Genomic DNA, 24,277 nt, shown 5'->3' on the forward strand with positions numbered 1-24,277 from the left:
TGACGTCGAGATTCTTCGGGTCGACACAACGTGGCGCTCGGTGCCGCACCGTGCACGGCCCGTTCACCCCGACCCTTCCAGGCGCGCCAGATCCGCCGCCGTGTCGATGTCGTACGGCTCCGCCACGTCCCCGCACGGCACCAGCGCGATCTCCGCCTCGTGCGCCCGCAGGTAGGCCCGCGCCCCCTGGTCGCCCTCCGCGCCCGCCGCGACCTCCGCCCACCGGTCCGCGCCCAGCAGCACCGGGTGCCCGCGCCGCGCGCCGTACGACGCCGAGGCCAGCGAACCGCGCCCCCGGTACGCCCCCGCCACCCGCGCCATCGCCTCCGCGCCGATCCCCGGCTGGTCCACCAGCACCACCAGCGCCGCGTCCGCCCCGCCGCCCGGCGCCCCCTCCAGCGACGCCAGGCCCACCCGTAGCGACGAGCCCATGCCCCGCTCCCACTCCGGGTTCTCCACCAGCACGCACCCCGCGAGGTCCGCCCGTTCCCGCACGGTCCGGGCCGCGGCGCCCAGCACCACGTGGACCTGCCCGCACCCGGCCGCCCGCAGCGCGGCCACCGCGTGCTCCACCAGCGGCCGTCCGCGGTGCTCCAGCAGGGCCTTCGGCCGTCCGCCGAGCCGCCGGCCGCCCCCCGCCGCGAGCAGCAGGCCGGCGACCGGCGCCGAGGGGGAGGGGGCCGTCGTGGTGTCGTTCGTTCTCGTGCCGTCCATGGGAAGTGCATACCGCACCCGTTCACGCATGGAGCCGAGGCGCCTCGCTTGGATAGGGTGCGGGTCCGGCACCGCAGTGCCGTTCACGTAGGCACCGCACGCGCGGTGAGTCCTTTTCAGGAGACATGGATCGATGAGTGGTGGTCAGCACCATGGGGGGACCGTCTTCCAGCCGCTGGAGGAGGACGACCCGCGTTCCGTCGCGGGATACCGGCTCGCGGCGCGTCTCGGCGCCGGCGGCATGGGCAAGGTCTATCTGTCGTACACACCGGGCGGCCGCCCCGTCGCCATCAAGGTGATCCGGCCCGACTTCGCGCAGGACGCCGAGTTCCGGCGCCGCTTCGCCCAGGAGGTCCAGGCCGCGCAGCGCGTCCAGGGCCTCTACACCGCGCCGGTCATCGACGCCGACACCGACGCCCGTGAACCGTGGCTCGCCACCGCGTACGTCCCCGGCCCCTCCCTCGCCGACGCCGTGCAGAAGCACGGCCCGATGCCGGTCGACACGGTGCTGCTGCTCGTCGCCGGCATCGCCGAGGCCCTCCAGGTCATCCACGGCGCGGGCATCGTCCACCGCGACCTGAAGCCCGGCAACGTCCTCCTCGCCTCCGACGGGCCGCGCGTCATCGACTTCGGCATCGCCCGGGCCGCCGACGCCACGTCGCTCACCAGCAGCGGCGTCACCATCGGCACCCCGTCGTTCATGGCGCCCGAGCAGGCCGCCGGCAGCAAGGTGACGCCCGCGACGGACGTCTTCGCGCTCGGGCAGGTCGCCGCGTACGCCGCGCTGGGCAGCCCCGCGTTCGGTGAGGGCACGTCGCACGGCGTGCTCTACCGCATCGTGCACGAGGAGCCCTCGCTGGACGGGCTCCCCGACCAGCTGCGCGAGCTGGTCACCCGCTGCCTGGCGAAGGACGCGGCCGAACGGCCCTCCATCGCCGAAGTGCTGACGATGTGTCATCAGGCCAGTGACCAGACGGCACTGCGGCGCCCCGAGGAGTGGCTGCCCGGCGCCGTCGCGGCCGACATCACCACCCGCGCCGCCGCCCCGGCCCCGGCCGCCGTCACGACGCCGCCCCCGCCGGCCGCACCGCCCGCCGGGCAGGCCGCGGCCGGGCCCGCCGCCCCGGCCACCGGCCTCGCGACCCCCGCCCCCACCCATCCGGCCACCGCCCACGCCGCGCCGTCCGCGCCGCCGCAGGGCTTCGGCCCGCCGCCCACCACGGGCCCCGGCCACGCCCCCACGCCCCCGCCGCACCCGGCCCCCGCGCCGCACCCCTACGCCCACCCGGTCGTCGGCGCCGCGCCGTACGGTCCCGGCGCGCCCGCCCCGGCACCGGCCCCCGCGCCGAAGCGCAGGTCCCGTGCCGCGCTCATCGCGATCGCCGCGGTCGTCGCCTTCGCCGTCGCGGGCGGCGCCACCGCGTACACCCTCCTGAAGGACAAGGGGAACGGCAAGCCCACCGACCAGGCGCGGGACACGACCTCCGGCGCGCCCGCCACCCCGGCCGCCGGCACGGACACCGCCGGTCAGGGCGACGGCGAGGGCGACCAGGCCGGCGACGGCACCGGTACGGGCGCCGACGCGGGCGCCGACGGCGGCACCCCGTCCCAGGACGCCGCCCCCGCCACCCCGCCGCAGCCGGTCGACTTCAAGGGCATCGACCTCACGGAGGGGTACGAACTGTCCCTCGCGGACGACCCGGTGAAGCCGAAGGACGACGGCGGCGACATCCGCTACGGCATCTCCGGCCTCTCCACGCCCAGCAGCGGCGGCCGCCTGGTGCTCCTGCGCAACGGGCAGGCCGGCTCGCTGGACACCTGCCTCAACGAGACGCGCTTCACCACCTCCATCGGGAGGTCGCAGATGTCCAAGGGCTCCCGCGTGTGCCTGCAGAACGGCGCCGGGGACGTGGCCCTGCTGACCGTCGTCGGCTTCTCGCCCGAGTCCGACCCCAGCGACTACCTCACCCTCGACGCGACGGTGTGGCGCGGGGCGATGGACGTGGAGCAGACCGGCTGAGCCGGCCGGGCGGCTCCCCGCCGGAGCCGCCCCGGCTCCGGCGGCCACCGGCGCGTCCGGCCCGCTCCCGCGCCGGCGGCCGGCGCCCCCGCGCTCAGCCCTGGGAGGCCGAGGTGGTGGTCAGGGCGGTGGCCAGGTCGCGGGCCACCTCCTGGAGGACGGGGACGATCCGGTCCGTCGCCGCCTCCGTCACCCGGCCCGCCGGGCCCGAGATGGAGATCGCCGCCGGGGTCGGCGCGTCGGGCACCGGCACCGCGAGGCACCGCACCCCCATCTCCTGCTCGTTGTCGTCCACGGCGTACCCCGCCGCCCGCACCTGCTCCAGCGCCGCGAGGAACCCCTCGGGCGTGGTGATGGTCTTCTCCGTCGCCGCCGGCATGCCCGTACGGGCGAGCAGCGCCCGCACCTCCTCCGGCGGGGTGTGCGCGAGCAGCGCCTTGCCGACGCCCGTGGAGTGCGGCAGCACCCGCCGGCCTACCTCGGTGAACATCCGCATCGAGTGCTTGGACGGCACCTGCGCGACGTACACGATCTCGTCCCCGTCGAGCAGGGCCATGTTCGCGGTCTCGCCGGTCTCCTCGACGAGCCGCGCCAGGTAGGGCCGCGCCCAGGTGCCGAGGAGGCGGGAGGCGGACTCGCCGAGGCGGATCAGGCGGGGGCCGAGCGCGTACCGCCGGTTGGCCTGCTGGCGCACGTACCCGCAGGCGACGAGGGTGCGCATCAGCCGGTGGATGGTGGGCAGCGGCAGGCCGCTGCTGGCGGAGAGCTCGCTCAGCCCCACCTCGCCCCCGGCGTCGGCCATCCGCTCCAGGAGGTCGAAGGCACGCTCAAGGGACTGCACGCCACCCGTGCCGGCGGTGGGCTTGGCGGCGGCGTCGGTGGTGCTGGCGCTGGACGACGGCACGTCAACGGTCCTTTCGAGGCGGATGGACAAGGCAGCAGCCTACCGGGCCCTCCCGCCGGGCACACCGCCCGCAGCGGGGCGTCCCGGCCGGTCAGGGCCCGTTTGTCCGTGTGTCCGCGGGGTTGCTCACGCGCTCCCGGACACCTCCCCTGTGCGGAGCTACGTTCTTCTCTGCGAAATCATATTTCCACTTTGTGGAATCCGCCAAGTGGACCTCCATGCTCCGGACTCCCCTTGACGCCGCTCGGCGGGCGGGTGAAGACTCCTTCAACAGAACGTTGAATTTCCGCTGAGGGGAGAGGCGTGGACGTGAGCATGGGCGTGAACGGCGAGGTGGACCTGGTGCTGCGCTCGACGCGCGTCGTCACCCTGGACGGCACGCGCCCCGCGTCCGTCGCCGTGGCCGGCGGCACCATCGCCGCGGTCCTGCCGCACGACGCCGAGGTGCCCGCCGGGGCGCGGCTGGAGGACGTCGGCGACCACGTCGTCCTGCCCGGCCTGGTCGACACCCACGTCCACGTGAACGACCCCGGCCGCACCGAGTGGGAGGGCTTCTGGACCGCCACCCGCGCCGCGGCCGCCGGCGGCATCACCACCCTCCTCGACATGCCGCTCAACTCCCTGCCCCCCACGACCACCGTGGAGCACCTGCGCGTCAAGCGGGACGTCGCCCGGCCCAAGGCCCACGTCGACGTGGGCTTCTGGGGCGGCGCCCTCCCGGACAACGTCAAGGACCTGCGGCCGCTGCACGAGGCCGGCGTCTTCGGCTTCAAGTGCTTCCTATCGCCCTCCGGCGTCGACGAGTTCCCCCGGCTCGACCAGGACCAGCTGGCCGCGTCCCTCGCCGAGATCACCGGCTTCGGCGGGCTGATGATCGTGCACGCCGAGGACCCGCACCACCTCGACGCCGCCCCCGGCGGGAGCTCGACCCGGTACGCCGACTTCCTCGCCTCCCGCCCCCGCGACGCGGAGAACACCGCCGTCGGGAACCTCATCGCCCAGGCCCGCCGCCTCGGCGCGCGCGTCCACGTCCTGCACCTGTCGTCCGCCGACGCCCTGCCGCTCATCGCCGCCGCCCGGAGCGAGGGCGTCCGGGTCACCGTCGAGACGTGCCCGCACTTCCTCACCCTGACCGCCGAGGAGGTGCCGGACGGGGCGACCGAGTTCAAGTGCTGCCCGCCCATCCGCGAGACCGCCAACCAGGACGCCCTGTGGCAGGGCCTCGCGGACGGCGTCATCGACTGCGTCGTCTCCGACCACTCCCCGTCCACCGCGGACCTCAAGACCCCCGACTTCTCCACCGCCTGGGGCGGCATCTCCTCCCTCCAACTGGGCCTGTCCGCCGTCTGGACCGAGGCCCGCCGGCGCGGCCACACCCTCGACGACGTGGCCCGCTGGATGTCCACCGCCCCCGCCGCCCTCGCCGGACTCGACCGCAAGGGCGCCGTCGAAGCCGGCCGCGACGCCGACTTCGCCGTCCTCGCCCCCGACGAGACCTTCACCGTCGACCCGGCCCTGCTGCACCACCGCAACCGGGTCACCGCCTACGCGGGCCGCACCCTGTACGGCGTCGTCACCTCCACCTGGCTGCGCGGCGTACGCATCGCCGACCGCGGCCGCCCCGCCGCACCCAGCGGGCGACTGCTCGAAAGGAACAAGTGAATCCCGTGACCGACACCGCGACCGGCTCCACCGACTCCACCGGCATACCGCGCTTCACCGGCGCCGCGGCCCCCTACGGCGGCGGCGACCCCTACGCCGACTACCGCACCGCCGACTTCCCCTTCACCGGCTTCGCCGACCTCGCCGACCGGCGCCTCGGCGCGGGCGTCGTCGCCGCCAACGACGAGTTCTTCGCCGAGCGGGAGAACCTCCTCACGCCGCGGCCCGCGGAGTTCGACCCCGAGCACTTCGGCCACAAGGGCAAGGTCATGGACGGCTGGGAGACCCGCCGCCGGCGCGGCGCCTCCGCCGACCGGCCGCACCCCACCGCCGACGACCACGACTGGGCGCTGGTACGGCTCGGCGCGCCCGGCGTGATCCGCGGCATCGTCGTCGACACCGCCCACTTCCGCGGCAACCACCCGCAGGCCGTCTCCGTCGAGGCCGCGTCCGTGCCCGGCTCCCCCTCGCCCGAGGAACTCCTCGGCCCCGGCACCGAGTGGACCACCCTCGTCCCCCGCACCGCCGTCGGCGGGCACGCGGCGAACGGCTTCGCCGTCGACGCGGAGCGCCGCTTCACCCACCTGCGCCTCAACCAGCACCCCGACGGCGGCGTCGCCCGCCTGCGCGTGTACGGCGAGGTCGCCCCCGACCCGACCTGGCTGGACGCGCTCGGCACCTTCGACCTGGTCGCCCTGGAGAACGGCGGCGGCGTCGAGGACGTCTCCGACCGCTTCTACTCGCCCCCCGCCCACACCATCCAGCCGGGCCGCTCCCGCAAGATGGACGACGGCTGGGAGACCCGCCGCCGCCGCGACCGGGGCAACGACTGGATCCGCTACCGGCTCGTCGAACAGGCCGAGATCCGCGCCGTCGAGATCGACACCGCGTACCTGAAGGGCAACAGCGCCGGCTGGGCCGCCCTGTCCGTACGCGACGGCGAGGACGGCGCGTGGACCGAGTTCCTGCCCCGGACCCGGCTCCAGCCCGACACCAACCACCGCTTCGTCCTGCCCGCCCCGGCCGTCGGCACCCACGTCCGGATCGACGTCTACCCCGACGGCGGCATCTCCCGGCTGCGCCTCTTCGGCCACCTGACGGAGGAGGGCACCAAGCGCCTCACCTCCCGCCACCAGGAGCTGGGCGGCTGACCGGACCGTCCCGGGCGGCACGGCACCCGCCCGGGCCGGCGGCACGGCCCCGGACGCCCCCGCCGGACGCCCCCGCCGGGCCGTACCGGCCGGACGTCCCGCCGGCGGACGCTGCTCCGCCGGTGGGACACCTCCGCCGCGTCCCCGCGCGGCGAGGGGTTCCACCGCGCACGAGGGCCTGAGCTGGTGGCGGAACACCGACGAAAGGCACGTGCCATGGCCCAGCTCACCCTCACCACCTTCCTCTCCCTCGACGGCGTCATGCAGGCCCCCGGCGGCCGCGACGAGGACCGCAGCGACGACTTCGACTACGGGGGCTGGCTCGTCCCCTTCGCGGACGAGGACATGGGCCGGTTCGTCGACGAGGTCTTCGACCGCGCCGACGGCTTCCTCCTCGGCCGCCGCACGTACGAGATCTTCGCCGCGTACTGGCCGCAGGTCACCGACCCGGACGACCCGATCGCGAGCCGCCTCAACACCCTGCCCAAGCACGTCGTGTCCCGGACGCTGGAGAGGGCCGAGTGGAACAACTCGCACCTCGTGGAGGGCGACCTCGCCGAGGTGGTCGCCCGGCTGAAGGAGGGCCCCGGCCGGGAGATCCAGGTCCACGGCAGCGCCCGGCTCGCCCAGGGACTCCTCGCCCACGGCCTGGTCGACGCGCTCAACCTGCTGGTCTTCCCCGTCTTCCTCGGCAAGGGCCGCAGGCTGTTCCCGGACGGCGGCACCCCGACCGCGTTCGAACTCACCGGCCACCGCGCCACGTCCGCCGGGGCGGTCATCCAGACGTACCGGCCGGCCGGCCCGGCCCGGTTCGGCACCTTCGCACCGGGGGAGTGACCGCCCCGCGCCCTACGCCCGGCCCCGCCGGTCGGCGGCCACCAGGACCGCGAGACCCGCCACGGCGAGGGCCGCGTGCGCCCACAGCTGGTGGTCCCGCAGCAGCGGCACACTCCCGACCACCGCACGGGTGAAGCCCATGAACACGAACCAGCCGCCGGTCAGTTCGCGCAGGATCCCGCAGCCGCCCACGACGAGCAGGGCCGTGCCGAGCAGTTCGAGGAACTTCTTCATGCCGCCGATCCTCGGACGCGCGCGGCGGACGGCGCTTCCGCCCTCGGGATGGGGTCCCGGTCCGGAAGTCCATCCGTCGCCGACTTCGGTAGCCGGCCGCGGGAACCGGGGGCCTCCCGGCCGCCCGGCTGCGTAGCGTGGAACGCGTGACCCACGCGGAGTACCCCTGGCTGCTGCCCTCCGACCTGGCCGAGGCCGCCGACCCGGACCAGGGCGGCGGCCGCCGCCGGCGCACGGTGCGGGACTGGGCCGTCGACACGGTCGGCTTCGTGTTCGCGGCGCTCGTCGCGATCGCCGTCGCCCGGACCAGCCGCCAGCTCAACGAGTCGGACGCGGTCGTCCTCGTCGACCGGATCCTCGGGGTCACCGCCGCCTTCGCCCTGTGGGCGCGCCGCAGCCGGCCCGCCGCGACCGCCATCGCCGTGGCGGTGCTCGGCGTCGTCACCCCGGCCACCGGCGGGGCGGTCATGGTCTGCGTGTTCGGCGCGGCCGTGCGGCTGCCGCCCCGGCGGCTGGCCGCCGTCGCGGGCGTCGCGCTGGCGTGCGGCACGCTCCAGGGGTTCACCCGCCCCGACCCGGAGATCGACCCGCTCCTCGCCCTGGTCGTCAACCTCGTCCTGCTCCTGCTCGTCACCGGCTGGGGCATGCTCGTCCGCGCCCGCCGCCAGCTCGTCGCCGCCCTGCGCGAGCGGGCCCGGCGCGCCGAGGCGGAGGCCGGGCTGCGCGCCGAACAGGCCCAGCGGGCGGCCCGCGAGGCCATCGCCCGCGAGATGCACGACGTGCTCGCCCACCGGCTGACCCTCCTCAGCGTCCACGCGGGCGCCCTGGAGTTCCGCCCCGACGCCCCGCCCGCCGAGGTCGCCCGCGCGGCCGGCGTGATCCGGGACAGCGCCCACGAGGCGCTCCAGGACCTGCGGCAGATCATCGGCGTGCTGCGCGCCCCCGAGGACCGGGAGGACGGCAGCGGCGACCGGCCGCAGCCCACCCTCGCCACCCTCGACACCCTGGTCGCCGAGTCGCGGGAGGCCGGGATGGCGGTCGTCCTCGACAACCGCGCCGGCGACCCCGCCACCGTCCCCGCCGCCACCGGCCGCACGGTCTACCGCATCGTCCAGGAGGCCCTCACCAACGCCCGCAAGCACGCACCGGGCGCCGAGGTCACCGTCTCCGTGCGCGGCCGCCCCGGCGACGGGCCCGGCGCCGGACTCACCGTCGACGTCAGCAACCCCCCGCCCGCCGGGCCGGTCCCGCACGTCCCCGGCTCCGGACAGGGCCTCATCGGGCTGACCGAACGGGCGACCCTCGCCGGCGGGCGGCTGTGCCACGGCCCGGGTCCCCGCGGGGGGTTCGCCGTACGCGCCTGGCTACCGTGGCCCCCATGACCATCCGGCTGCTCGTCGTCGACGACGACCCCCTCGTCCGCGCGGGACTCTCCCTGATGCTCGGCGGCGCCGAGGACATCGAGATCGTCGGCGAGGCCGCCGACGGCGCCGACGTGCCCCCGCTCGTGGACCGGCTCGCCCCCCACGTCGTGCTCATGGACATCCGCATGCCCGGCGTCGACGGGCTCACCGCCACCGAGCGGCTGCGCTCCCGGCCCGGCGCCCCCGAGGTGGTCGTCCTCACCACCTTCCACGCCGACGAGCAGGTGCTGCGCGCCCTGCGGGCCGGGGCCGCCGGGTTCGTCCTCAAGGACACCCCGCCCGCCCGGATCGTCGACGCCGTACGGAAGGTGGCCGCCGGCGAACCGGTGCTGTCCCCGGCCGTCACCCGCCGGCTGATGGCCCACGTCGCCGGCGCGTCCGGACCCGCCGCGCGCGAAGGCGACCGGCGCACGGCGGCCGCCGAGCGCCTCGCGGTGCTCGCGGACCGGGAGCGGGAGGTCGCCCTCGCGGTCGGCCGGGGCCGCTCCAACGCGGAGATCGCCGCCACCCTCTACATGAGCGTCCCCACGGTGAAGGCCCACGTCTCCCGCGTCCTCGCCAAGCTGGGCCTCAACAACCGCGTCCAGATCGCCCTGCTGGTGCACGACGCGGCCCTTCTGGACGCCGACGACGCACCCTGGGCTGCCGCCGTGACCGACGCCGCGCCCCGGCACGCCCCGGGGCCCGGCCGTCCACCCCCGCGTGGACCCCGGTCCACCCGGTGGCCACCCGCCGGAACCCCATGACCGATACTTGGGCGGTCGGGAAGGGACGAAACGCCCACCCCGGCGGCGTCAGGACCAGCGGACAGCAGGAGGGCACGGACTCGTGGCAACGGTTCGGACAGGAGCACGCGCGGTCGCCGCCGTGCTGGCGGTGGCACTCGGAGTGACCCTGACCGCCTGCAGCGCCACCGGCGGCAAGCGCGCCGAGGACGCCAGGAAGGCCGCCGCCGCGGCCGCCGAGGGCCGGGCCAACGTCACCACGCCCCGCTGGACCTTCGCCATGGTCACCCACTCGGGAGACGGCGACACGTTCTGGGACATCGTCCAGAAGGGCGCCCGCCAGGCCGCCGCCAAGGACAACATCGACTTCCTGTACGCCCACAGCGACGAGGGCCAGCAGCAGGCGCAGCTCGTCGACTCCTACGTCGACAAGAAGGTCGACGGGCTGATCGTCACCCTGGCCAAGCCCGACGCGCTCAAGGCGTCCGTCGCCCGCGCCGTCGCCGCCGGCATCCCCGTCATCACCGTCAACTCCGGATCCGCCCAGTCCAAGGCGTTCGGCGCCCTCACCCACATCGGCCAGGACGAGACCGTCGCCGGCCAGGCCGTCGGCGACGAGCTCGACAAGCGCGGCCGCAAGAAGGCCCTGTGCGTCCTGCACGAGCAGGGCAACGTCGGCCACGAGCAGCGCTGCGCCGGCGTACGCGAGACCTTCGACGGCACCCTGGAGAACCTGTACGTCGACGGCACCAACATGCCCGACGTCCAGGCGTCCATCGAGGCCAAACTGCAGAGCGACCCGGCCCTCGACGCCGTCGTCACCCTCGGCGCGCCCTTCGCCGACGCCGCCGCCCAGGCCAAGCGCACCGCCGGCGCCAAGGCCGAGATCGACACCTTCGACCTCAACGCCAAGGTCGCCGCCGGCCTGAAGAGCGGAACCCTCGGCTTCGCCGTCGACCAGCAGCCCTACCTCCAGGGCTACGAGGCCGTCGACCTGCTCTGGCTGTACCGCTACAACGCCGACGTCCTCGGCGGCGGCCGCCCCGTCCTCACCGGCCCGCAGATCATCACGCGCGAGGACGCGCCCGCCCTCGCCGAGTACGCCCAGCGGGGGACGCGATGACCGCGACCGCCCCGCCCGCCGACCACGGCACCGCCCCCGACGAGCGGCTGCTGCCCGCGTCCCCCCTGAAGAAGCTCCTCACCCGCCCGGAGCTCGGCTCGGTCGTCGGCGCCGCCGCCGTCTTCCTCTTCTTCGCGTTCGTCGCGGACGGCTTCCTGCGCGCCGCCAGCCTCGGCACCGTGCTCTACGCGGCGTCCACCATCGGCATCATGGCCGTGCCCGTCGCCCTCCTCATGATCGGCGGCGAGTTCGACCTGTCGGCCGGCGTCCTCGTGACCACGTCCGCGCTGGTCTCGTCGATGTTCAGCTACCAGATGACCGCCAACGCCTGGGTCGGCGTCACCGTGTCCCTGCTGGTCACCCTCGCCGTCGGGTTCTTCAACGGCTTCGTGCTCACCCGCACCCGGCTGCCCAGCTTCATCATCACGCTCGGCACGTTCCTGATGCTGACCGGCCTCAACCTCGGCCTGACCAAGCTCATCAGCGGCACCGTCTCCACCAGGACCATCGCCGACATGGAGGGCTTCGCCTCCGCCCGCGCCCTCTTCGCCTCCGAGGCCACCCTCGGCGGGGCCACGCTCAAGGTCACCATCCTGTGGTGGCTCGGCCTCGTCGCCGTCGCCACCTGGATCCTCCTGCGCACCCGCTTCGGCAACTGGGTCTTCGCCGTCGGCGGCAACGCCGAGGCCGCCCGCGCCGTCGGCGTCCCCGTACGCCGCACCAAGACGCTCCTCTACATGGGCGTTGGCTTCTGCGCCTGGGTCTCCGGACAGCACCTGCTGTTCTCCTTCGACGTCGTCCAGTCCGGCGAGGGCGTCGGCAACGAGCTGACCTACATCATCGCCGCGGTCATCGGCGGCTGCCTGATCACCGGCGGCTACGGCTCCGCGGTCGGCGCCGCCGTGGGCGCGGTCATCTTCGGCATGACCAGCAAGGGCATCGTCTACGCCGAGTGGAACCCCGACTGGTTCAAGTTCTTCCTCGGAGCGATGCTCCTCCTCGCGACCCTCCTCAACGCCTGGGTCCGCAAGCGGGCGGAGGCCACCTCATGACGACCCCCCTCGTCGAGCTCGACGGCGTCAGCAAGCACTACGGCACCGTCCGCGCCCTGCAGGACGTCTCCCTCCGCGTGCACGCCGGGCAGATCACCTGCGTCCTCGGCGACAACGGCGCCGGCAAGTCCACCCTCATCAAGATCATCGCAGGGCTGCACGCCCACGACGCCGGGACGCTGCGCGTCGAGGGGGAGGAGACGGCCCTGTCCTCCCCGCGCGAAGCCCTCGACCGGGGCATCGCCACCGTCTACCAGGACCTCGCCGTCGTCCCCCTCATGCCGGTCTGGCGGAACTTCTTCCTCGGTTCGGAGCCGACCACCGGCAAGGGCCCCTTCAAACGCCTCGACGTGGCCCGCATGCGCGCCACCACCCGCGCCGAACTCCTCCGCATGGGCATCGACCTGCGCGACGTCGACCAGCCCATCGGCACCCTCTCCGGCGGGGAGCGCCAGTGCGTCGCCATCGCCCGCGCGGTCCACTTCGGCGCCAAGGTCCTCGTCCTCGACGAGCCCACCGCCGCCCTCGGCGTCAAGCAGTCCGGCGTCGTCCTCAAGTACGTGGCCGCCGCCCGCGACGCCGGCCTCGGCGTGGTCCTCATCACCCACAACCCGCACCACGCCCACCTCGTCGGCGACCACTTCGTCCTGCTCAAGCGCGGCGCCATGGCCGGCAGCCACACCAAGGACTCCGTCACCCTCGACGAGCTCACCCGGCAGATGGCCGGCGGCAGCGAGCTGGACACCCTGCGCCACGAACTGGAACGGGCGCCCGCTCCTGGCAGAATCGACGACGGCGGGCACCGCCCGCCGCCGGACCCGCAGCGCGCCCGGCCCACCGACCGGCAGGGACGACAGGACCCGTGAGCACGCACCGCGAAACCCATCGCGTCACGGAACGCGGCACCGTCCTGCGCACCGTCGGCAGCCGCGAGCGGCGCTCCCACCTGACCGCCCCCCGCGTCCCCACGGTCGGCATCGACATCGGCGGCACGAAGGTCATGGCGGGCGTGGTCGACGCGGACGGCGCCATCCTGGAGAAGATCCGCGCCGAGACCCCCGACAAGTCCAAGAGCCCCAAGGTCGTCGAGGACACCATCGTCGAACTCGTCCTCGACCTGTCCGACCGGCACGACGTCCACGCCGTCGGCATCGGCGCCGCCGGCTGGGTCGACGCCGACCGCAGCCGCGTCCTGTTCGCCCCGCACCTCGCCTGGCGCAACGAACCCCTGCGCGACTCCCTCCAGGCCCGCCTCGCCGTCCCCGTCATGGTCGACAACGACGCCAACACCGCCGCCTGGGCCGAGTGGCGCTTCGGCGCCGGCCGCGGCGAGGACCACCTCGTCATGATCACGCTGGGCACCGGCATCGGCGGCGCCATCCTGGAGGACGGCCGCGTCAAGCGCGGCAAGTACGGCGTCGCCGGCGAGTTCGGCCACATGCAGGTCGTGCCCGGCGGCCACCGCTGCCCCTGCGGCAACCGCGGCTGCTGGGAGCAGTACAGCTCCGGCAACGCCCTCGTCCGCGAGGCCCGCGAGCTCGCCGCGGCCGACTCGCCGGTCGCGTACAACATCATCGAACGCGTCAAGGGGCACGTCCCCGACATCACCGGCCCCCTCATCACCGAGCTGGCCCGCGAGGGCGACGCCATGTGCGTCGAGCTGCTCCAGGACATCGGCCAGTGGCTCGGCGTCGGCCTCGCCGGCCTCGCCGCCGCCCTCGACCCGTCCTGCTTCGTCATCGGCGGCGGCGTCAGCGCCGCCGACGACCTGCTCATCGGCCCCGCCCGGGACGCCTTCCGCCGCAACCTCACCGGCCGCGGCTACCGCCCCGAGGCCCGCATCGCCAAGGCGGAGCTGGGCCCCGAGGCGGGTATGGTCGGGGCAGCCGACCTCGCCCGGCTGGTCGCCCGCCGCTTCCGCCGCGCCAACCGGCGCCGCGTCGAGCGGTACGAGCGCTACGAGCGGTACGCGCAGGCCTTCCGCGCCGGCGCCCGCCCCAGGAGCACCCCCGAGGAACCAGGAGCATGAGCCCCACCGACACCCGCACCGACACCACCCCGCCCGCCCCGGCCCGGACCGCCCCCGGCCCCGCGGGCGAGACCCGCGAGCAGACGGTCCGCCGCCGCTGGTTCACCGCCCTCGTCATCGTCCTGCTCATCGGCATCCCCGCCGGGTACCTGATGATCTCCGCCGAGCAGAGCCGCTCCAGCGGCCGCGACAAGGAGGCCGAGTCCTCCGTCAGCGGCCTCCAGGACAGCTGGCCGTCCAAGATGAAGCGCCGCGTCTTCGAGGTGCCGATCCCCGCCCGCTCCCGCGACGTGGCCTACTTCGAGACCAGCAACTGGAAGTCGAGCCGGCTGTACGTCCGGTTCACCACCACCGGCGCCGGACTCGACGCGTTCCTCGGCGACAGCGGCACCAGCCGCTCCGCGCTCGCGGCCGGCGACGTCACCGTCGGCGACCGCGACGCCGCCACCGTCGGCTGGACCTTCCCCCCCGACCGGCACTGGTCCGGCACCACCCACCGCCAGGACCGGCCCCGTCCCACGCGGGACATCACCGTCGACCTGACCGACCCGGCCGCGCCCCGCGTGTACGTCGTCTCCACCGCGACCCCCTGACCCCGCGCCCTCACGGCCCGGTCGTGCGTCGGCGGAATCCACGGCCACCCGCCGTCCAGCCGGGCGCGCCCGACGACCCGGTCGCCCGCGCCGGGGCCGAGGGGCCCCGCGCCGGTGGTGCCCCCGCGGCGCCGGGCGCCCGTCCGGTCCGCACCGCGCGTGAGCCGTTCGTGTGCCCGGACCCCCCCCCGTCGGACGCGGGCGTTCCACGGGCCGGGATCGCGCGGGCCCTGCGGCCCGGGTCCGGGCCGTGCCGGCCCCCGGTCGGTCAGCAGGGCCTGCGCCAGGCGTCCAGCTCCGGCTTCTTGAGCATCGACGACAGCCGCAGCTTCCGGGCCAGGGGGCAGAAGTCGGCGGTGGACCGCGCGTACTCCACGTGGAAGACCGCCTTGCCCGCCGCGACGAACGGTTCGAGCAGGGCGCACTCGCCGTACTGCGCGCACTCCTCGTTGACCGCGAAGTCGAAGTCGTCCACCAGCTCCGGGATCTGGGGCAGGTCGTTCTTGAGGCCCACGGCCAGGCCGCGCGCGTGCGCGATCTCCGCGATCATGCGGTTGTAGCGGATCTGGTCGCGGGCCGTGAGGGGAAAGCCGGTGTCGTGGGCGTAGCCCTCCATCAGGTCCGGTTCCACCGCGTCGAACCCCTTGTCCCGGCACATGTCGAACCGGCGTTCCATGACGGGGCGCAGTGCCCGTGTCCGGCGGATGTCCAGCCAGCGCTCGCCCCGCCAGCCGTTGGGCCCGCCCAGCACCGAGCGGGGAAAGGCGTCCCGGTCGGGGCGGAAGTCCTCCCAGGCGCCGACGTTGACGTAGCAGATCACCTTGCGTCCGTCCCGGTGCAGGCGGTCGACGTCCGAGGCGCTGCTCTCGAAGCCGTCGATGTCGTAGACGGGCACGTCGACGGACGGGTCGACCCTGCCGTCGAGCTGCCACTGCCAGGCCAGCCCGGGGCGCGGCCGCCACCAGGTGCCCCCGGCGCCGGACCCCTCGCCCCCGGAGCACGCGGCGAGGGCCGCCACCAGGGACAGGGCGACCACGGCCGCCGCGAGCCGCCTCACCGCTCCGCCTCGGCCAGCGCCGGGGTCAGCCGGGACCAGGGGTTGGGCGGTTCGCCCGTCACCGGACCGCACACGGCGGCGCCCCGCTCGCGCGCGGTGCGCACGGCGAGCGGCACGAGCGGTTCGGGCACCCCGTAGACCAGGTGGCACAGCCGCTCGGGCGGATGCCGGGCGGCCCACGCGGGGCGGCTGAACGTCGACGCGTACCGGGACCAGTGGCCCTCGAAGGTGACGGTCAGGTCGGCGAGCCGCGCGTAGCCGGGAGCGGGATGGACCCCCGGGTTGAGGACGACGGGCGAGGCACCGAGGCGGCGCACGGACCGCACCAGGCGGCGGCAGGCCGGCAGCCCGTCCGGCGCGGCGGTCACCTGGTCCAGGAAGCAGCCGTCCACGCCGTACCACTCCCGGTGCCTGCGCAGATCGGCGATGACCCCGGCCGGGTCCCGCGCGCCGTAGTCCGTGTCGACGTAACCGAGCAGCCGGGCCCCCGCCGCGCGCAGCGCTTCGGCGGCGGCGGCGAACGCCGGATCCGGGCTGTCGCCGGGCCCGCTGGCGGGGTTGAGCACGACGGCGAAGGTGCCCGCGGCCCGAGTGATCAGCCGGTGCCACGCGGCGGGGTCCTCGGCCGGGTGGACGTAGAGGGGAACCAGCAGGCTCACCGCGCCGCCACTCCTCCGGCGCTGCCGCGGGACCGCGCGCCCGAGGCCGCCCACAGCGCCTCCAGCGACGCCTCCAGGGAGCGCGACGGCCGCCAGCCGAGGGCGTCGCGGGCGGCGGTGGTGTCCGAGCACTGCCACGAGACGTCGGCGGACCGGGTGGAGCCGCCCGCGTCCTCCTCCACGATCCGGCCCCGGAACCCGGCCACGTCCGCCAGCTTGCGCACCAGTTCCCGCACCGGGACCGCGTCGCCGCCGCCGATGTTGAGGACCGGCGGCAGCGGCCCCGGAGCGGTGACCGCCAGCGCCACCGCCTCCGCCACGTCGCGCGCGTCCACGAAGTCGCGGTACGCGGACAGATCCCCGAGCCGCAGCGTCGCCCCCGGGTCGCGCCCGGCGTCCGCGAGCAGCGCGGCGACCCGGCCGGGCAGCCCCGTGGACGGGGCCCCGGGGCCCACCGGGTTGCCCACCCTCAGCACCACCGCGTCCAGTCCCGACGCGGTCACCGCCACCGTGCCCGCCAGCTTGGTCGCGCCGTACGGGCCGGCCGGACGGGTCGCCCCGGACTCGGCCACCGGCCGGCCGGGCGCGCCGGGCCCGTACTCGGCGGCCGAGCCCAGGTGCACCAGGCGGGCCCGGGGGGCGGCCTCCCGCAGCGCCGCGCACAGCACGGCGGGCCCGCGGGCGTTCACCTCCGCCAGGGTGAGGGCGTCGCCGCCGGTCGCGCCCGCGCAGTTGACGACGGCGTCGGGCGCGACCCGGGCCAGCGCGGCCGCGAGCTCACGGGGGCGGTCGGAGGCGAGGTCGCAGGTGACGTCGGCGGCGGGGGAGCGGCCGCCGAGGAGGACCCGCGCGCCCGGCAGGGCCCGCAGCCGTTCGACGACGTGGCCGCCCAGGTAACCGGTGGCCCCGAGGACGAGGATGTGCATGGAAGGTCAGGCTCCCTTGAGCAGAAGCGACTTGCGGCTGGTGAACTCCGCGTTGGCCCGGTCGTAGTCGTCGGGACGGCCGATGTCCAGCCAGTAGCCGTCGAAGTCGTAGGCGTGCGGCGGCCGCTGGGCGGCGAGCAGGTCGAGCACCAGCTCGTCGAAGCCCAGGGGCAGCCCGGGCGTGTAGCCGTCGAGGGTGGAGCGGGAGACGCCGTAGACCCCCATGGACACCCGGTAGTCGATGCTGGGCTTCTCGGTGAAGGCGACGACCCGGCTCTGGTCGGTGGTCAGCACCCCGAAGTCGATGCGCACCTTGCGGGCGTAGGTCGCGATGGTCAGCGGCGCGCCCGACGCCTCGTGCCGGCGCAGCACGTCGGCGTAGTCCAGGTCGGTGAGCACGTCGCCGTTCATCACGAGGAAGTTCTCCGGCAGGCGTTCGCGCAGGGTGAGCAGCGGGCCCATGGTGCCCAGCGGGTTCTCCTCGGTGGCGTAGTCGATGGCCATGCCCCACTGGGAGCCGTCGCCGACGTAGGCGCGAATGATCTCGCCGAGGTGGCCGATGGCGATGGTGCAGTGGGTGAAGCCGGCCGTGGACAGCTGCCGCAGCACGATCTCCAGGATGGCGTGCTGGTCGCCGATGGGCACCAGCGGCTTGGGCAGCGCGGTGGTGTACGGCCGCAGCCGGACGCCTTTTCCTCCGGCAAGGATGACTGCGTGCATGGCTTACCTCCTGCGGGTGCTGCCGGTCGGGTCAGATGTTGTAGATGCCGGTCTTGTAGCGGGCCAGGTTGGCCGGTTCGCCGAACCACTCCACGGTCCGCGCGAGCCCTTCCTCCAGCGTGTGGCCCGGCCGCCAGCCGGTCGCCGCGGTCAACCGGGTGGCGTCGGCGACGAGCCGCATCACCTCGGAGTTGGCGGGCCGCAGGCGCGCGGGGTCCTCGCGGACGTCGAGGGGCGCGTCCATCACCTTGCCGATCAGCGCGACGAGATCGCCGACGGAGATCTCCCCGCCCGTCCCGGCGTTGAAGGTGCGGCCCACCACCCGCTGAGCCGGCGCGGTGCCCACCGCCAGGAACGCCTGCGCGGTGTCCGCCACGAAGGTGAAGTCCCGGGTGGGGCGCAGATCGCCGAGGGTGAGGGTGCGCTGCCCGGCCGCCACCTGCCCGATGACGGTGGGGATCACCGCGCGCATCGACTGCCGCGGCCCGAAGGTGTTGAACGGCCGCAGCGTCACCACGGGCGTGTCGAAGCTGGCGTGGTAGCTGTCGGCCAGCCGGTCGCCGCCCGCCTTGGAGGCGGCGTACGGCGACTGGGTGTTGATGGGGTGGTCCTCGGTGATCGGCACGGTCCGCGCGGTGCCGTACGTCTCGCTGGTGGAGGTGTGCACCAGGCGCGGGGTGCCCAGCGCGCGCACCGCCTCCAGCACGTTGAGCGTGCCGGTGACGTTGGTGTCCACGTAGCTGTGCGGGGCCTGGTAGGAGTACGGGATCGCGATGAGCGCGGCGAGGTGGTAGGCGCAGTCGGCGCCGTCGAGCAGGCCGCGCACCGAGCCGGGGTCGCGGACGTCGCCGAGGACGATCTCCACCTGGTCCAGGACGTCGGCGGGCAGCGTCTCCAGCCAGCCGTAGGAGGAGAACGAGTTGTACTGGGCCATGGCCCGGACACGGTGGCCGGAGGCGACGAGCGCCTCGGTGAGGTGGGAGCCGATGAACCCTTCGGCTCCGGTGACGGCGGCGAGCGGTGCGGAGGTCACCTGTGGTCTTCCTTTCGTCGGGTGGTGGCGGGGAGGCCGCGGGGCTCCGGGAGCGGTACCGGGAGCGGCCGTCCGGTGGTCAGGAGTGGGGGGAGGGCCTGCCGAGCACACGGACCGCGCAGGCCGCGAGACAGACCGCGGCCGCCCCGCAGAGCGGTGGCAGCGCGGCCGGGCCGGGCGGCAGGTCCAGCCAGGTGACCGCCCCGGCACCGGCGGCGGCCAGGAGGCAGAGCACGGCCGGCGGCCAGGCCACCCCGAACGCCTGGAGCAGCAGCGCGGTCCACAAGGCGGCCGCCAGCGGCAGGAGCGCGGCCGGGCCGGAGCCGGTGAGCAGGGCCGGGGGCAGCAACAGCAGGAGGTACCCGGACAGGCACAGCCCGAGGACCGCGGTCGAGCGGAGCAGGAACCCCCGGGGCGTGGCGCTGACCCGCAGCGCGGCGACCGACCAGCCGCGGTAGCGGTACAGCAGCCACTCGGCCGGGCCCATACTCACGGTCAGGGCGATCACCGCGTACGGATCGCGCCGGCCCTCCAGCGTGACGAGGACCGCCGCGGCCAGCCCGAACAGGCCGTAGGGGAGCGAGGACAGCAGCCGCGGCCGGGGCCCGTCGGACGCGGCCGGGGCGGCAAGGCCCGTCCACAGGACCCGTCCGGCGGCGGCGAGCGTGGCCAGCAGCGCCAGCAGCGGCAGCCCCGTCCGCAGCGGGAGGCCGGGCTCCCACCACGGCAGCACCGCGGCACCGGCGATCAGCGGGCTGAGCGCGGCCAGCAGCAGCCGCTCCCGGCCCAGGACCAGCAGGACCCCCGCCGCCGCGAGGTACAGCGACTGAGCCGCCGCCACCGCGGTGACGGGACCGCCCCCGGCGGGCAGGGCGGCCAGGCCCGTCGCCACCGCCGCGCCGAGCAGGGCCCCGGTCAGCAGGGTGCGGGCCGCTTCCCGGCGCCCCGCCACCAGCCGCAGGTGCGCCCGGTGGCCGAGTGCCTGCCCCCACGCCCAGGAGGCGACGCCCGCGACGATCAGGACGGTGGCGTGCCGGTCGACCCGCCACAGCGGGGCGGTGAGCAGGTAGGCCAGGGCGGGCAGCGCGAACAGCACCCCGCGCAGCAGGCAGCGCGCCGTGTCGGGCCGCCAGGGGTCGGCCGCGGGCGGCGGCTCGGGGAACGTCCGGGGCACCCTCGCGTACAGCGCGGAGGCCAGCGAGAACAGGTTCGGGTGGCCGTAGCGGTCCTTGATCAGGGAGGCGGTCATGCCCTCCGACTCCAGCAGCGCGGCCACCTCGTACGGGTGGACGGCGGGGCCGATGCGGTCGGCCAGTTCGGCGGCGAGCGCGCTGACGGCCTCTTCGTCGGGCCCCTGGCGGGGCAGCCGTATCGCGAGCGTGGTGTCGTCCAGGGCCCAGTGGGGCCGGCGGCGGGGCCGCGGCGGCCGAGCCAGCCGCAGCGCCAGCGTCTCCTGGTCGGCGCCGACGGGCTCCAGGGGTATCGGCCCGCTCATCCGGTGAGACTCCCCAGGCCGGTGACCGCCGGAGCGGGCAGGACGATCCGGGCGGGCGTCTCCTCCGCGGCCGCGGACAGCTCGTGGTAGATGGAGCGGAAGGTGTCGATGGTCTGGCGCAGGGTGAACTGCTCGATGACCCGCAGCCGGGCCGCCTCGCCCATGGCCCGGCGCCGGGCCGGGTCGCGCAGCAGCTCCAGCGCGGCGGCGGCCATCGCGTCCGGGTCGCGCGGCGGCACCACCAGTCCCGCGTCGCCCACGGCCTCCCGCACCCCGCCCACGTCCGTGGAGACGGTGGCCCGCCCGCACGACATCGCCTCGATCAGCGTGAACGGGAAGCCCTCGCTGATGCTGGAGAGCATCACGACGTTCCCGGCGGCGTAGGCGTCCTTGATGTCGTCGACGCGTCCCTCGAACGTCACGGCGCCGGCGTGCCCCAGTTCGGCGGCCAGCGCCTCGCAGCCCTCCCGGTAGCCCTCCCCGCCCCGGGGCGTCCCGCCGAACAGCCGTAGCCGGACGTCGGGCAGTTGGGCCCGGACGAGGGCGAAGGCACGGATCAGGGTCTCCAGGTCCTTGATCGGGTCGACCCGCCCGGCCCAGCTCAGGGTGAGGTCCTCCGGCTCGGGCCCGGCCGGGGGGAACGCGGCGGGGTCGACGCCGTTGTAGACCGTGCGGATCGACGCCGGGTCGGCCCCGCCCTGCTCCTCCCACAGCCGGTTGTAGCGGTTGCCGGGGGTGATGAGCGCGGCCCGGCGGTAGGTCTCCTCCGCCAGCAGCCGGAAGAAGCCCAGGACCACCGCCTTGACCGGCCAGCGGTACGGAGCGGTCCGGTAGCCGAGGTAGCGCTCGCGCAGGTAGACGCCGTGCTCGGTGAGCAGCAGCGGAACCCCGTGCCGTTCGAGCGCCGCCAGCCCCGGCAGGGCGGCGACACCGCCGCTGACCGCGTGCGCCACGCCCTCCACGGGCGGCGACGCGGCCAGGGGGCGCAGGGCGTGTTCCAGCAGGGAGGTCGCGGTCAGCGCGTCGTGCAGCGTCGGCCTCGCCTCCCGAACCGCCAGCCCGGGCCGCGTCCACACCCCGGTCAGGATCGTGATCGCCGCGTCGTCCCGCAGGAAGGGGCCGAGCAGGCCGTCCCGCGCCGCCCCGGCCAGTGCGTACAGGGCGGGCGCGAAACCGTCCTCGGCGGACGGGTCGACCAGCGCGGTCAGGAACCGCTCGTAGGCGTCGGCGAGCAGGCGGCGGGCACGGCCGCGGGGCGGGCGACCGGGGGGAGCGGCGCCCCACATCGGCACGGTCACGACGCGCGACACGTGTCCGGGCAGGTCCCACACGATCGGCTCGCGCCCGGTGCCGGTGACGGCGATGACCTCGAAGTCGAGGTCGGGCATGCCGGTGACGAGCTGGTCGCACCAGACGCTCACACCGCCGTGGCTGTGCGGGTAGGTGCCTTCGGTGAGCAGAGTGACGCGTGGTGCGCCGGAGCGCCGCGCGCCGTGGTGAACGTGCATGGTTGTGCTCCACGGCCGAGGTGTGGGAGGGGTCGTGCGGGCCCCCGCCGCCGGTGGGCGGCCGGGGCCCGGTGCCGTACGCCGGTCAGTCCGCCGTGCCGGGGAGCACCGGCTCGGCCACGCCCTCGGGCACCCGGGTGTCCGGGGCGGGGGCCGTGGCCGGTGCGGCGCCGCCGGCGCCGGCCGTGGAGGGGGGCGCCGACGCCGGCAGGGTGAGGGTGAGCGGCGTGAGGACGGGGGTGGTCCAGCCGGACCGCTCGCCGGCGTACGCCTCGCCGAAGGCCGTGCCGGCGCGCGTGGTGCCCTGCGGCATGGTGGCGGGGACCGCCACGCCGTCCGGGCCGTCGACGGTGACGGTGTCGCCGACGCGGTAGGCCGTGACCCGCCCGTCCCGCACGGCGGCCCGCCACGCGGCACGCCGCTGGAGCTCCCTCCCGATGTCCCTCATCCGCGGGTTGACCACCGGGGTGTTGTCCGCGAACAGCGTGGCGTAGGCGTCCAGCACGCCGTCCAGGACCGGGTAGGCGATGCGGTCCTCGGCCAGGTTCGACTGGTGGATGAAATGCGGCTTCGGGTCGTTGGCGAGGACGTGGCCGAGGGCGATCCGCCGCTCCAGGGGCACGATGTGGCCGGTGTAGCCGGTGGCCGGGTCGAGCGGGGCGGGCAGGCAGGTGGTGGTGGCCGGGTTGTCCTCGCAGATGCCGCTGCCGCCCTGGGCGCGGCTGGTGTAGATCCAGTTGTACTCGTCGACCTGCTCGGCGGCCCGCCCGGCGTTGTAGAAGACGTTCATCGGGTAGCGGGGGACCGTGGTGGCGGGGCCGACCCGCCGCTGCTGCGGTTCGCGGGAGTTGTCCGAGGCCAGCCAGGTGATGCCGGTGTCGCCCAGGGCGAGCGCCAGGTTGGGGTTGTCGGAGGGCTGCTGGGGCAGCACCCGCAGGCCGGAGTGCTCGCCGGTGACCAGCTCGTCGTTGCTCAGGGGGAGTCCGGCGAGCTGTCCCCAGACGCGGTTGTGGGCGATCTCGTCGGCGACCTCGAACCGGCTGACCCACTTGGTGCTTCCGTCGGCGTTGGTGGCGCACCGCCAGGGCACCACCGTGGTGTCCTGCTCGCAGCCGAGGAAGGCGTGCGTGTACGTGTGGTTGATCCAGCGGAACTCGTTCCGCTGGGCGAGGAGCCTGTCGGCCAGCGGGTCGGCGCCGTTGTTGTCCTCGCGGTGGTCGGCGCTGCCGGCGCCGTTGTAGGCGAAGTCCAGGGTGAAGCCGCGCTCGCGCTGCCAGGCGACGGCGTGGTCGACGTCCGCGGGCGACATGCGGATCGGGTCCGGGACGGCGTTCGGGTCCGTGCAGTCCACGTCGCCGGGAGTGCAGTTGAGGGTGGTGTTCCAGCGGTCGTCCGCCGCGAACACGTCGTCGACGTGGACGGCGAAGTAGTTGCGGGAGGTGCCCAGGTGCACGCCGCCGGTCATCCACCGCACGATGCCGCGGGCCAGCAGCCGGAACTGCTGCTGGTGCCGGTTGTAGACGAAGGTGACGACCAGTTCGCGCCGCCCGTCGTGCCGGTACTCGCCGACCAGGGAGCCGCGCTTCGTCGTGCCCGGGATCGGCGCCTGGACGTACGGGGTGAAGTCGGCACCGGCCACCGGTGTCGACAGGTAGGCGTAACTCTCGCCGACGGTAGGGGAGTTGTCCTCGAACGGCACCGGGCCGTCGAGGTAGCCGAACGGGCCCGCGCGGCCGGCGGCCGTCACCTCGGCCCGCACCCCGTCGACGCTGCCGGAGTAGCCGCCGTGGACCGGGTACTGCAGCCCGGCCTCGGGGCGGGCGTACGTGTACGCGTCGACCTGCGGGATGCCGTAGGTCTTCTCGTAGGCCACGAGCGCGGCCATCTCCGCGGAGTTCGCGGGGAAGGGGTTGTCGTTGGGCAGGACGACGGCCTGGAACTTCGCGCGGTCCCGTCCGCCGACCGTGTCCGCGAGGTAGCCGGCGTCGATCACCGGCCGGTCGGACCGGGTGAGGTCGATCTCGGTGTACGGCGTTCCGGCGGTGTCCAGTTCGGCCGCGATGGCCTCGGTGGACGGGCCGCCGTCGCTCACGATCAGCACCCGCAGGTCGATGCGGGGCGCCGACGCGCCGGCGGGTGCCGCCGTGGCCGGTACGCCGAGGGTGGCTATGAGTGCGCCCGCGGTGAGCAGGGCGGTGCGTATGGTCCGCTTCATGCGGTGGTGTCCCCTCCCAGGGCAGGGGGGGACATCGCTCCGCGGAGCGGACGCACCCCCTCGCGTGACGCCGGCTTCCCCCTTCAGGGGTCGGTCGTCGACGCGTCCGTCGCGTCACATGGTGAGGTCTCTGTGTGCGTTTTGTGGTCGTGCTGCGAAACCTGGCGGAAAACCGCAGGGGGTGATCACGGGGCGG

At 75.0% G+C, this 24,277-nt stretch carries 22 protein-coding genes; 11 read left to right on the forward strand and 11 right to left on the reverse strand.

What is annotated here, in order from left to right; translation table 11 throughout:
- Nucleotides 1-63 precede the first annotated feature (63 nt).
- The gene (locus IE106_RS10000; RefSeq protein ID WP_189532079.1) at nt 64-714 is read right to left on the reverse strand and encodes a nucleotidyltransferase family protein; all 651 of its coding nucleotides are present in this window, start codon (nt 712-714) and stop codon (nt 64-66) included.
- Between the two features lie 133 nt (nt 715-847).
- Between IE106_RS10000 and IE106_RS10005 the strand changes: the two genes are divergently transcribed.
- A complete protein-coding gene (locus IE106_RS10005; RefSeq protein WP_189532081.1) occupies nt 848-2,734 on the forward strand; it encodes a serine/threonine-protein kinase in 1,887 nt (628 codons plus the stop codon).
- Nucleotides 2,735-2,828: 94 nt separating this feature from the next.
- Here IE106_RS10005 and IE106_RS10010 read toward each other — a convergent pair whose 3' ends face one another.
- Nucleotides 2,829-3,638 (reverse strand): IclR family transcriptional regulator, encoded by an 810-nt coding sequence (locus tag IE106_RS10010; protein ID WP_189532083.1) that lies wholly within the window; start codon nt 3,636-3,638, stop codon nt 2,829-2,831.
- 315 nt (nt 3,639-3,953) lie between these two features.
- Between IE106_RS10010 and allB the strand changes: the two genes are divergently transcribed.
- From allB to IE106_RS10025, 3 genes are all read left to right on the forward strand, one after another.
- On the forward strand, nt 3,954-5,300 hold the full coding sequence (gene allB / locus IE106_RS10015) for an allantoinase AllB (RefSeq protein ID WP_189532277.1): 1,347 nt from the start codon (nt 3,954-3,956) through the stop codon (nt 5,298-5,300).
- Entirely contained in the window at nt 5,297-6,451 is a 1,155-nt protein-coding gene (gene alc / locus IE106_RS10020; RefSeq protein ID WP_373295927.1) for an allantoicase, read from the forward strand. The genes allB and alc overlap by 4 nt, the downstream gene beginning before the upstream one ends.
- Before the next feature lie 216 nt (nt 6,452-6,667).
- Nucleotides 6,668-7,288: a dihydrofolate reductase family protein gene (locus IE106_RS10025; protein WP_189532087.1), complete on the forward strand. Its 621-nt coding sequence runs from the start codon at nt 6,668-6,670 to the stop codon at nt 7,286-7,288.
- 12 nt (nt 7,289-7,300) lie between these two features.
- Here the strand turns inward: IE106_RS10025 and IE106_RS10030 are convergent, their stop codons facing one another.
- Nucleotides 7,301-7,522, reverse strand: a complete 222-nt coding sequence (locus tag IE106_RS10030; RefSeq protein WP_189532089.1) for a hypothetical protein — start codon at nt 7,520-7,522, stop codon at nt 7,301-7,303.
- A 146-nt stretch (nt 7,523-7,668) separates the two neighbouring features.
- Here IE106_RS10030 and IE106_RS10035 point away from each other — a divergent pair, with 146 nt between their 5' ends.
- From IE106_RS10035 to IE106_RS10065, 7 genes are all read left to right on the forward strand, one after another.
- Entirely contained in the window at nt 7,669-8,904 is a 1,236-nt protein-coding gene (locus IE106_RS10035; RefSeq protein WP_189532091.1) for a sensor histidine kinase, read from the forward strand.
- A complete protein-coding gene (locus IE106_RS10040; protein ID WP_189532093.1) occupies nt 8,901-9,692 on the forward strand; it encodes a response regulator transcription factor in 792 nt (263 codons plus the stop codon). Before IE106_RS10035 ends, IE106_RS10040 begins: the two co-directional genes overlap by 4 nt.
- A gap of 82 nt (nt 9,693-9,774) precedes the next feature.
- Nucleotides 9,775-10,794, forward strand: coding sequence for a sugar ABC transporter substrate-binding protein (locus IE106_RS10045; RefSeq protein ID WP_189532095.1), 1,020 nt, complete (start codon nt 9,775-9,777; stop codon nt 10,792-10,794).
- On the forward strand, nt 10,791-11,846 hold the full coding sequence (locus IE106_RS10050; protein ID WP_189532097.1) for an ABC transporter permease: 1,056 nt from the start codon (nt 10,791-10,793) through the stop codon (nt 11,844-11,846). Before IE106_RS10045 ends, IE106_RS10050 begins: the two co-directional genes overlap by 4 nt.
- Nucleotides 11,843-12,712, forward strand: a complete 870-nt coding sequence (locus IE106_RS10055; RefSeq protein WP_189532099.1) for an ATP-binding cassette domain-containing protein — start codon at nt 11,843-11,845, stop codon at nt 12,710-12,712. Before IE106_RS10050 ends, IE106_RS10055 begins: the two co-directional genes overlap by 4 nt.
- On the forward strand, nt 12,709-13,875 hold the full coding sequence (locus tag IE106_RS10060; RefSeq protein ID WP_189532101.1) for an ROK family glucokinase: 1,167 nt from the start codon (nt 12,709-12,711) through the stop codon (nt 13,873-13,875). The genes IE106_RS10055 and IE106_RS10060 overlap by 4 nt, the downstream gene beginning before the upstream one ends.
- Nucleotides 13,872-14,468 (forward strand): hypothetical protein, encoded by a 597-nt coding sequence (locus IE106_RS10065; protein ID WP_189532103.1) that lies wholly within the window; start codon nt 13,872-13,874, stop codon nt 14,466-14,468. The genes IE106_RS10060 and IE106_RS10065 overlap by 4 nt, the downstream gene beginning before the upstream one ends.
- 268 nt (nt 14,469-14,736) lie before the next feature.
- Here the strand turns inward: IE106_RS10065 and IE106_RS10070 are convergent, their stop codons facing one another.
- The 8 genes from IE106_RS10070 to IE106_RS10105 form a co-directional block, all read right to left on the reverse strand.
- Complete coding sequence (locus IE106_RS10070; protein ID WP_189532106.1) at nt 14,737-15,525, reverse strand: endo alpha-1,4 polygalactosaminidase; 789 nt, start codon at nt 15,523-15,525, stop codon at nt 14,737-14,739.
- Nucleotides 15,522-16,184 (reverse strand): spherulation-specific family 4 protein, encoded by a 663-nt coding sequence (locus tag IE106_RS10075; protein WP_189532108.1) that lies wholly within the window; start codon nt 16,182-16,184, stop codon nt 15,522-15,524. Before IE106_RS10075 ends, IE106_RS10070 begins: the two co-directional genes overlap by 4 nt.
- Nucleotides 16,181-17,110 carry an NAD-dependent epimerase/dehydratase family protein gene (locus IE106_RS10080; protein WP_189532110.1) on the reverse strand — a complete coding sequence of 310 codons (930 nt, stop codon included), beginning with the start codon at nt 17,108-17,110 and terminating at the stop codon, nt 16,181-16,183. The genes IE106_RS10075 and IE106_RS10080 overlap by 4 nt, the downstream gene beginning before the upstream one ends.
- A gap of 6 nt (nt 17,111-17,116) precedes the next feature.
- Nucleotides 17,117-17,830: a nucleotidyltransferase family protein gene (locus IE106_RS10085; RefSeq protein ID WP_189532112.1), complete on the reverse strand. Its 714-nt coding sequence runs from the start codon at nt 17,828-17,830 to the stop codon at nt 17,117-17,119.
- 31 nt (nt 17,831-17,861) lie between these two features.
- Complete coding sequence (locus IE106_RS10090; RefSeq protein WP_189532114.1) at nt 17,862-18,863, reverse strand: GDP-mannose 4,6-dehydratase; 1,002 nt, start codon at nt 18,861-18,863, stop codon at nt 17,862-17,864.
- Between the two features lie 79 nt (nt 18,864-18,942).
- A complete protein-coding gene (locus tag IE106_RS10095; RefSeq protein WP_189532117.1) occupies nt 18,943-20,358 on the reverse strand; it encodes a hypothetical protein in 1,416 nt (471 codons plus the stop codon).
- Nucleotides 20,355-21,866 carry a GT4 family glycosyltransferase PelF gene (gene pelF / locus IE106_RS10100; RefSeq protein ID WP_189532119.1) on the reverse strand — a complete coding sequence of 504 codons (1,512 nt, stop codon included), beginning with the start codon at nt 21,864-21,866 and terminating at the stop codon, nt 20,355-20,357. Before pelF ends, IE106_RS10095 begins: the two co-directional genes overlap by 4 nt.
- Before the next feature lie 85 nt (nt 21,867-21,951).
- Nucleotides 21,952-24,081: a hypothetical protein gene (locus IE106_RS10105; RefSeq protein ID WP_189532121.1), complete on the reverse strand. Its 2,130-nt coding sequence runs from the start codon at nt 24,079-24,081 to the stop codon at nt 21,952-21,954.
- Nucleotides 24,082-24,277 lie beyond the last annotated feature (196 nt).

Origin of the sequence: Streptomyces roseolilacinus, from assembly GCF_014649335.1 — a bacterium.
GTDB lineage: Bacteria > Actinomycetota > Actinomycetes > Streptomycetales > Streptomycetaceae > Streptomyces > Streptomyces roseolilacinus.

Excerpts from the sequence above, each read along its gene's own strand:
- IE106_RS10000 (WP_189532079.1), bottom strand. The coding sequence starts at position 714 with ATGGACGGCACGAGAACGAACGACACCACGACGGCCCCCTCCCCCTCG.
- IE106_RS10055 (WP_189532099.1), top strand. The coding sequence starts at position 11,843 with ATGACGACCCCCCTCGTCGAGCTCGACGGCGTCAGCAAGCACTACGGC.
- IE106_RS10005 (WP_189532081.1), top strand. The coding sequence starts at position 848 with ATGAGTGGTGGTCAGCACCATGGGGGGACCGTCTTCCAGCCGCTGGAG.
- IE106_RS10105 (WP_189532121.1), bottom strand. The coding sequence starts at position 24,081 with ATGAAGCGGACCATACGCACCGCCCTGCTCACCGCGGGCGCACTCATA.
- IE106_RS10065 (WP_189532103.1), top strand. The coding sequence starts at position 13,872 with ATGAGCCCCACCGACACCCGCACCGACACCACCCCGCCCGCCCCGGCC.
- IE106_RS10095 (WP_189532117.1), bottom strand. The coding sequence starts at position 20,358 with ATGAGCGGGCCGATACCCCTGGAGCCCGTCGGCGCCGACCAGGAGACG.
- IE106_RS10050 (WP_189532097.1), top strand. The coding sequence starts at position 10,791 with ATGACCGCGACCGCCCCGCCCGCCGACCACGGCACCGCCCCCGACGAG.
- IE106_RS10040 (WP_189532093.1), top strand. The coding sequence starts at position 8,901 with ATGACCATCCGGCTGCTCGTCGTCGACGACGACCCCCTCGTCCGCGCG.
- IE106_RS10030 (WP_189532089.1), bottom strand. The coding sequence starts at position 7,522 with ATGAAGAAGTTCCTCGAACTGCTCGGCACGGCCCTGCTCGTCGTGGGC.
- allB (WP_189532277.1), top strand. The coding sequence starts at position 3,954 with ATGGGCGTGAACGGCGAGGTGGACCTGGTGCTGCGCTCGACGCGCGTC.
- pelF (WP_189532119.1), bottom strand. The coding sequence starts at position 21,866 with ATGCACGTTCACCACGGCGCGCGGCGCTCCGGCGCACCACGCGTCACT.
- IE106_RS10080 (WP_189532110.1), bottom strand. The coding sequence starts at position 17,110 with ATGCACATCCTCGTCCTCGGGGCCACCGGTTACCTGGGCGGCCACGTC.
- IE106_RS10085 (WP_189532112.1), bottom strand. The coding sequence starts at position 17,830 with ATGCACGCAGTCATCCTTGCCGGAGGAAAAGGCGTCCGGCTGCGGCCG.
- IE106_RS10025 (WP_189532087.1), top strand. The coding sequence starts at position 6,668 with ATGGCCCAGCTCACCCTCACCACCTTCCTCTCCCTCGACGGCGTCATG.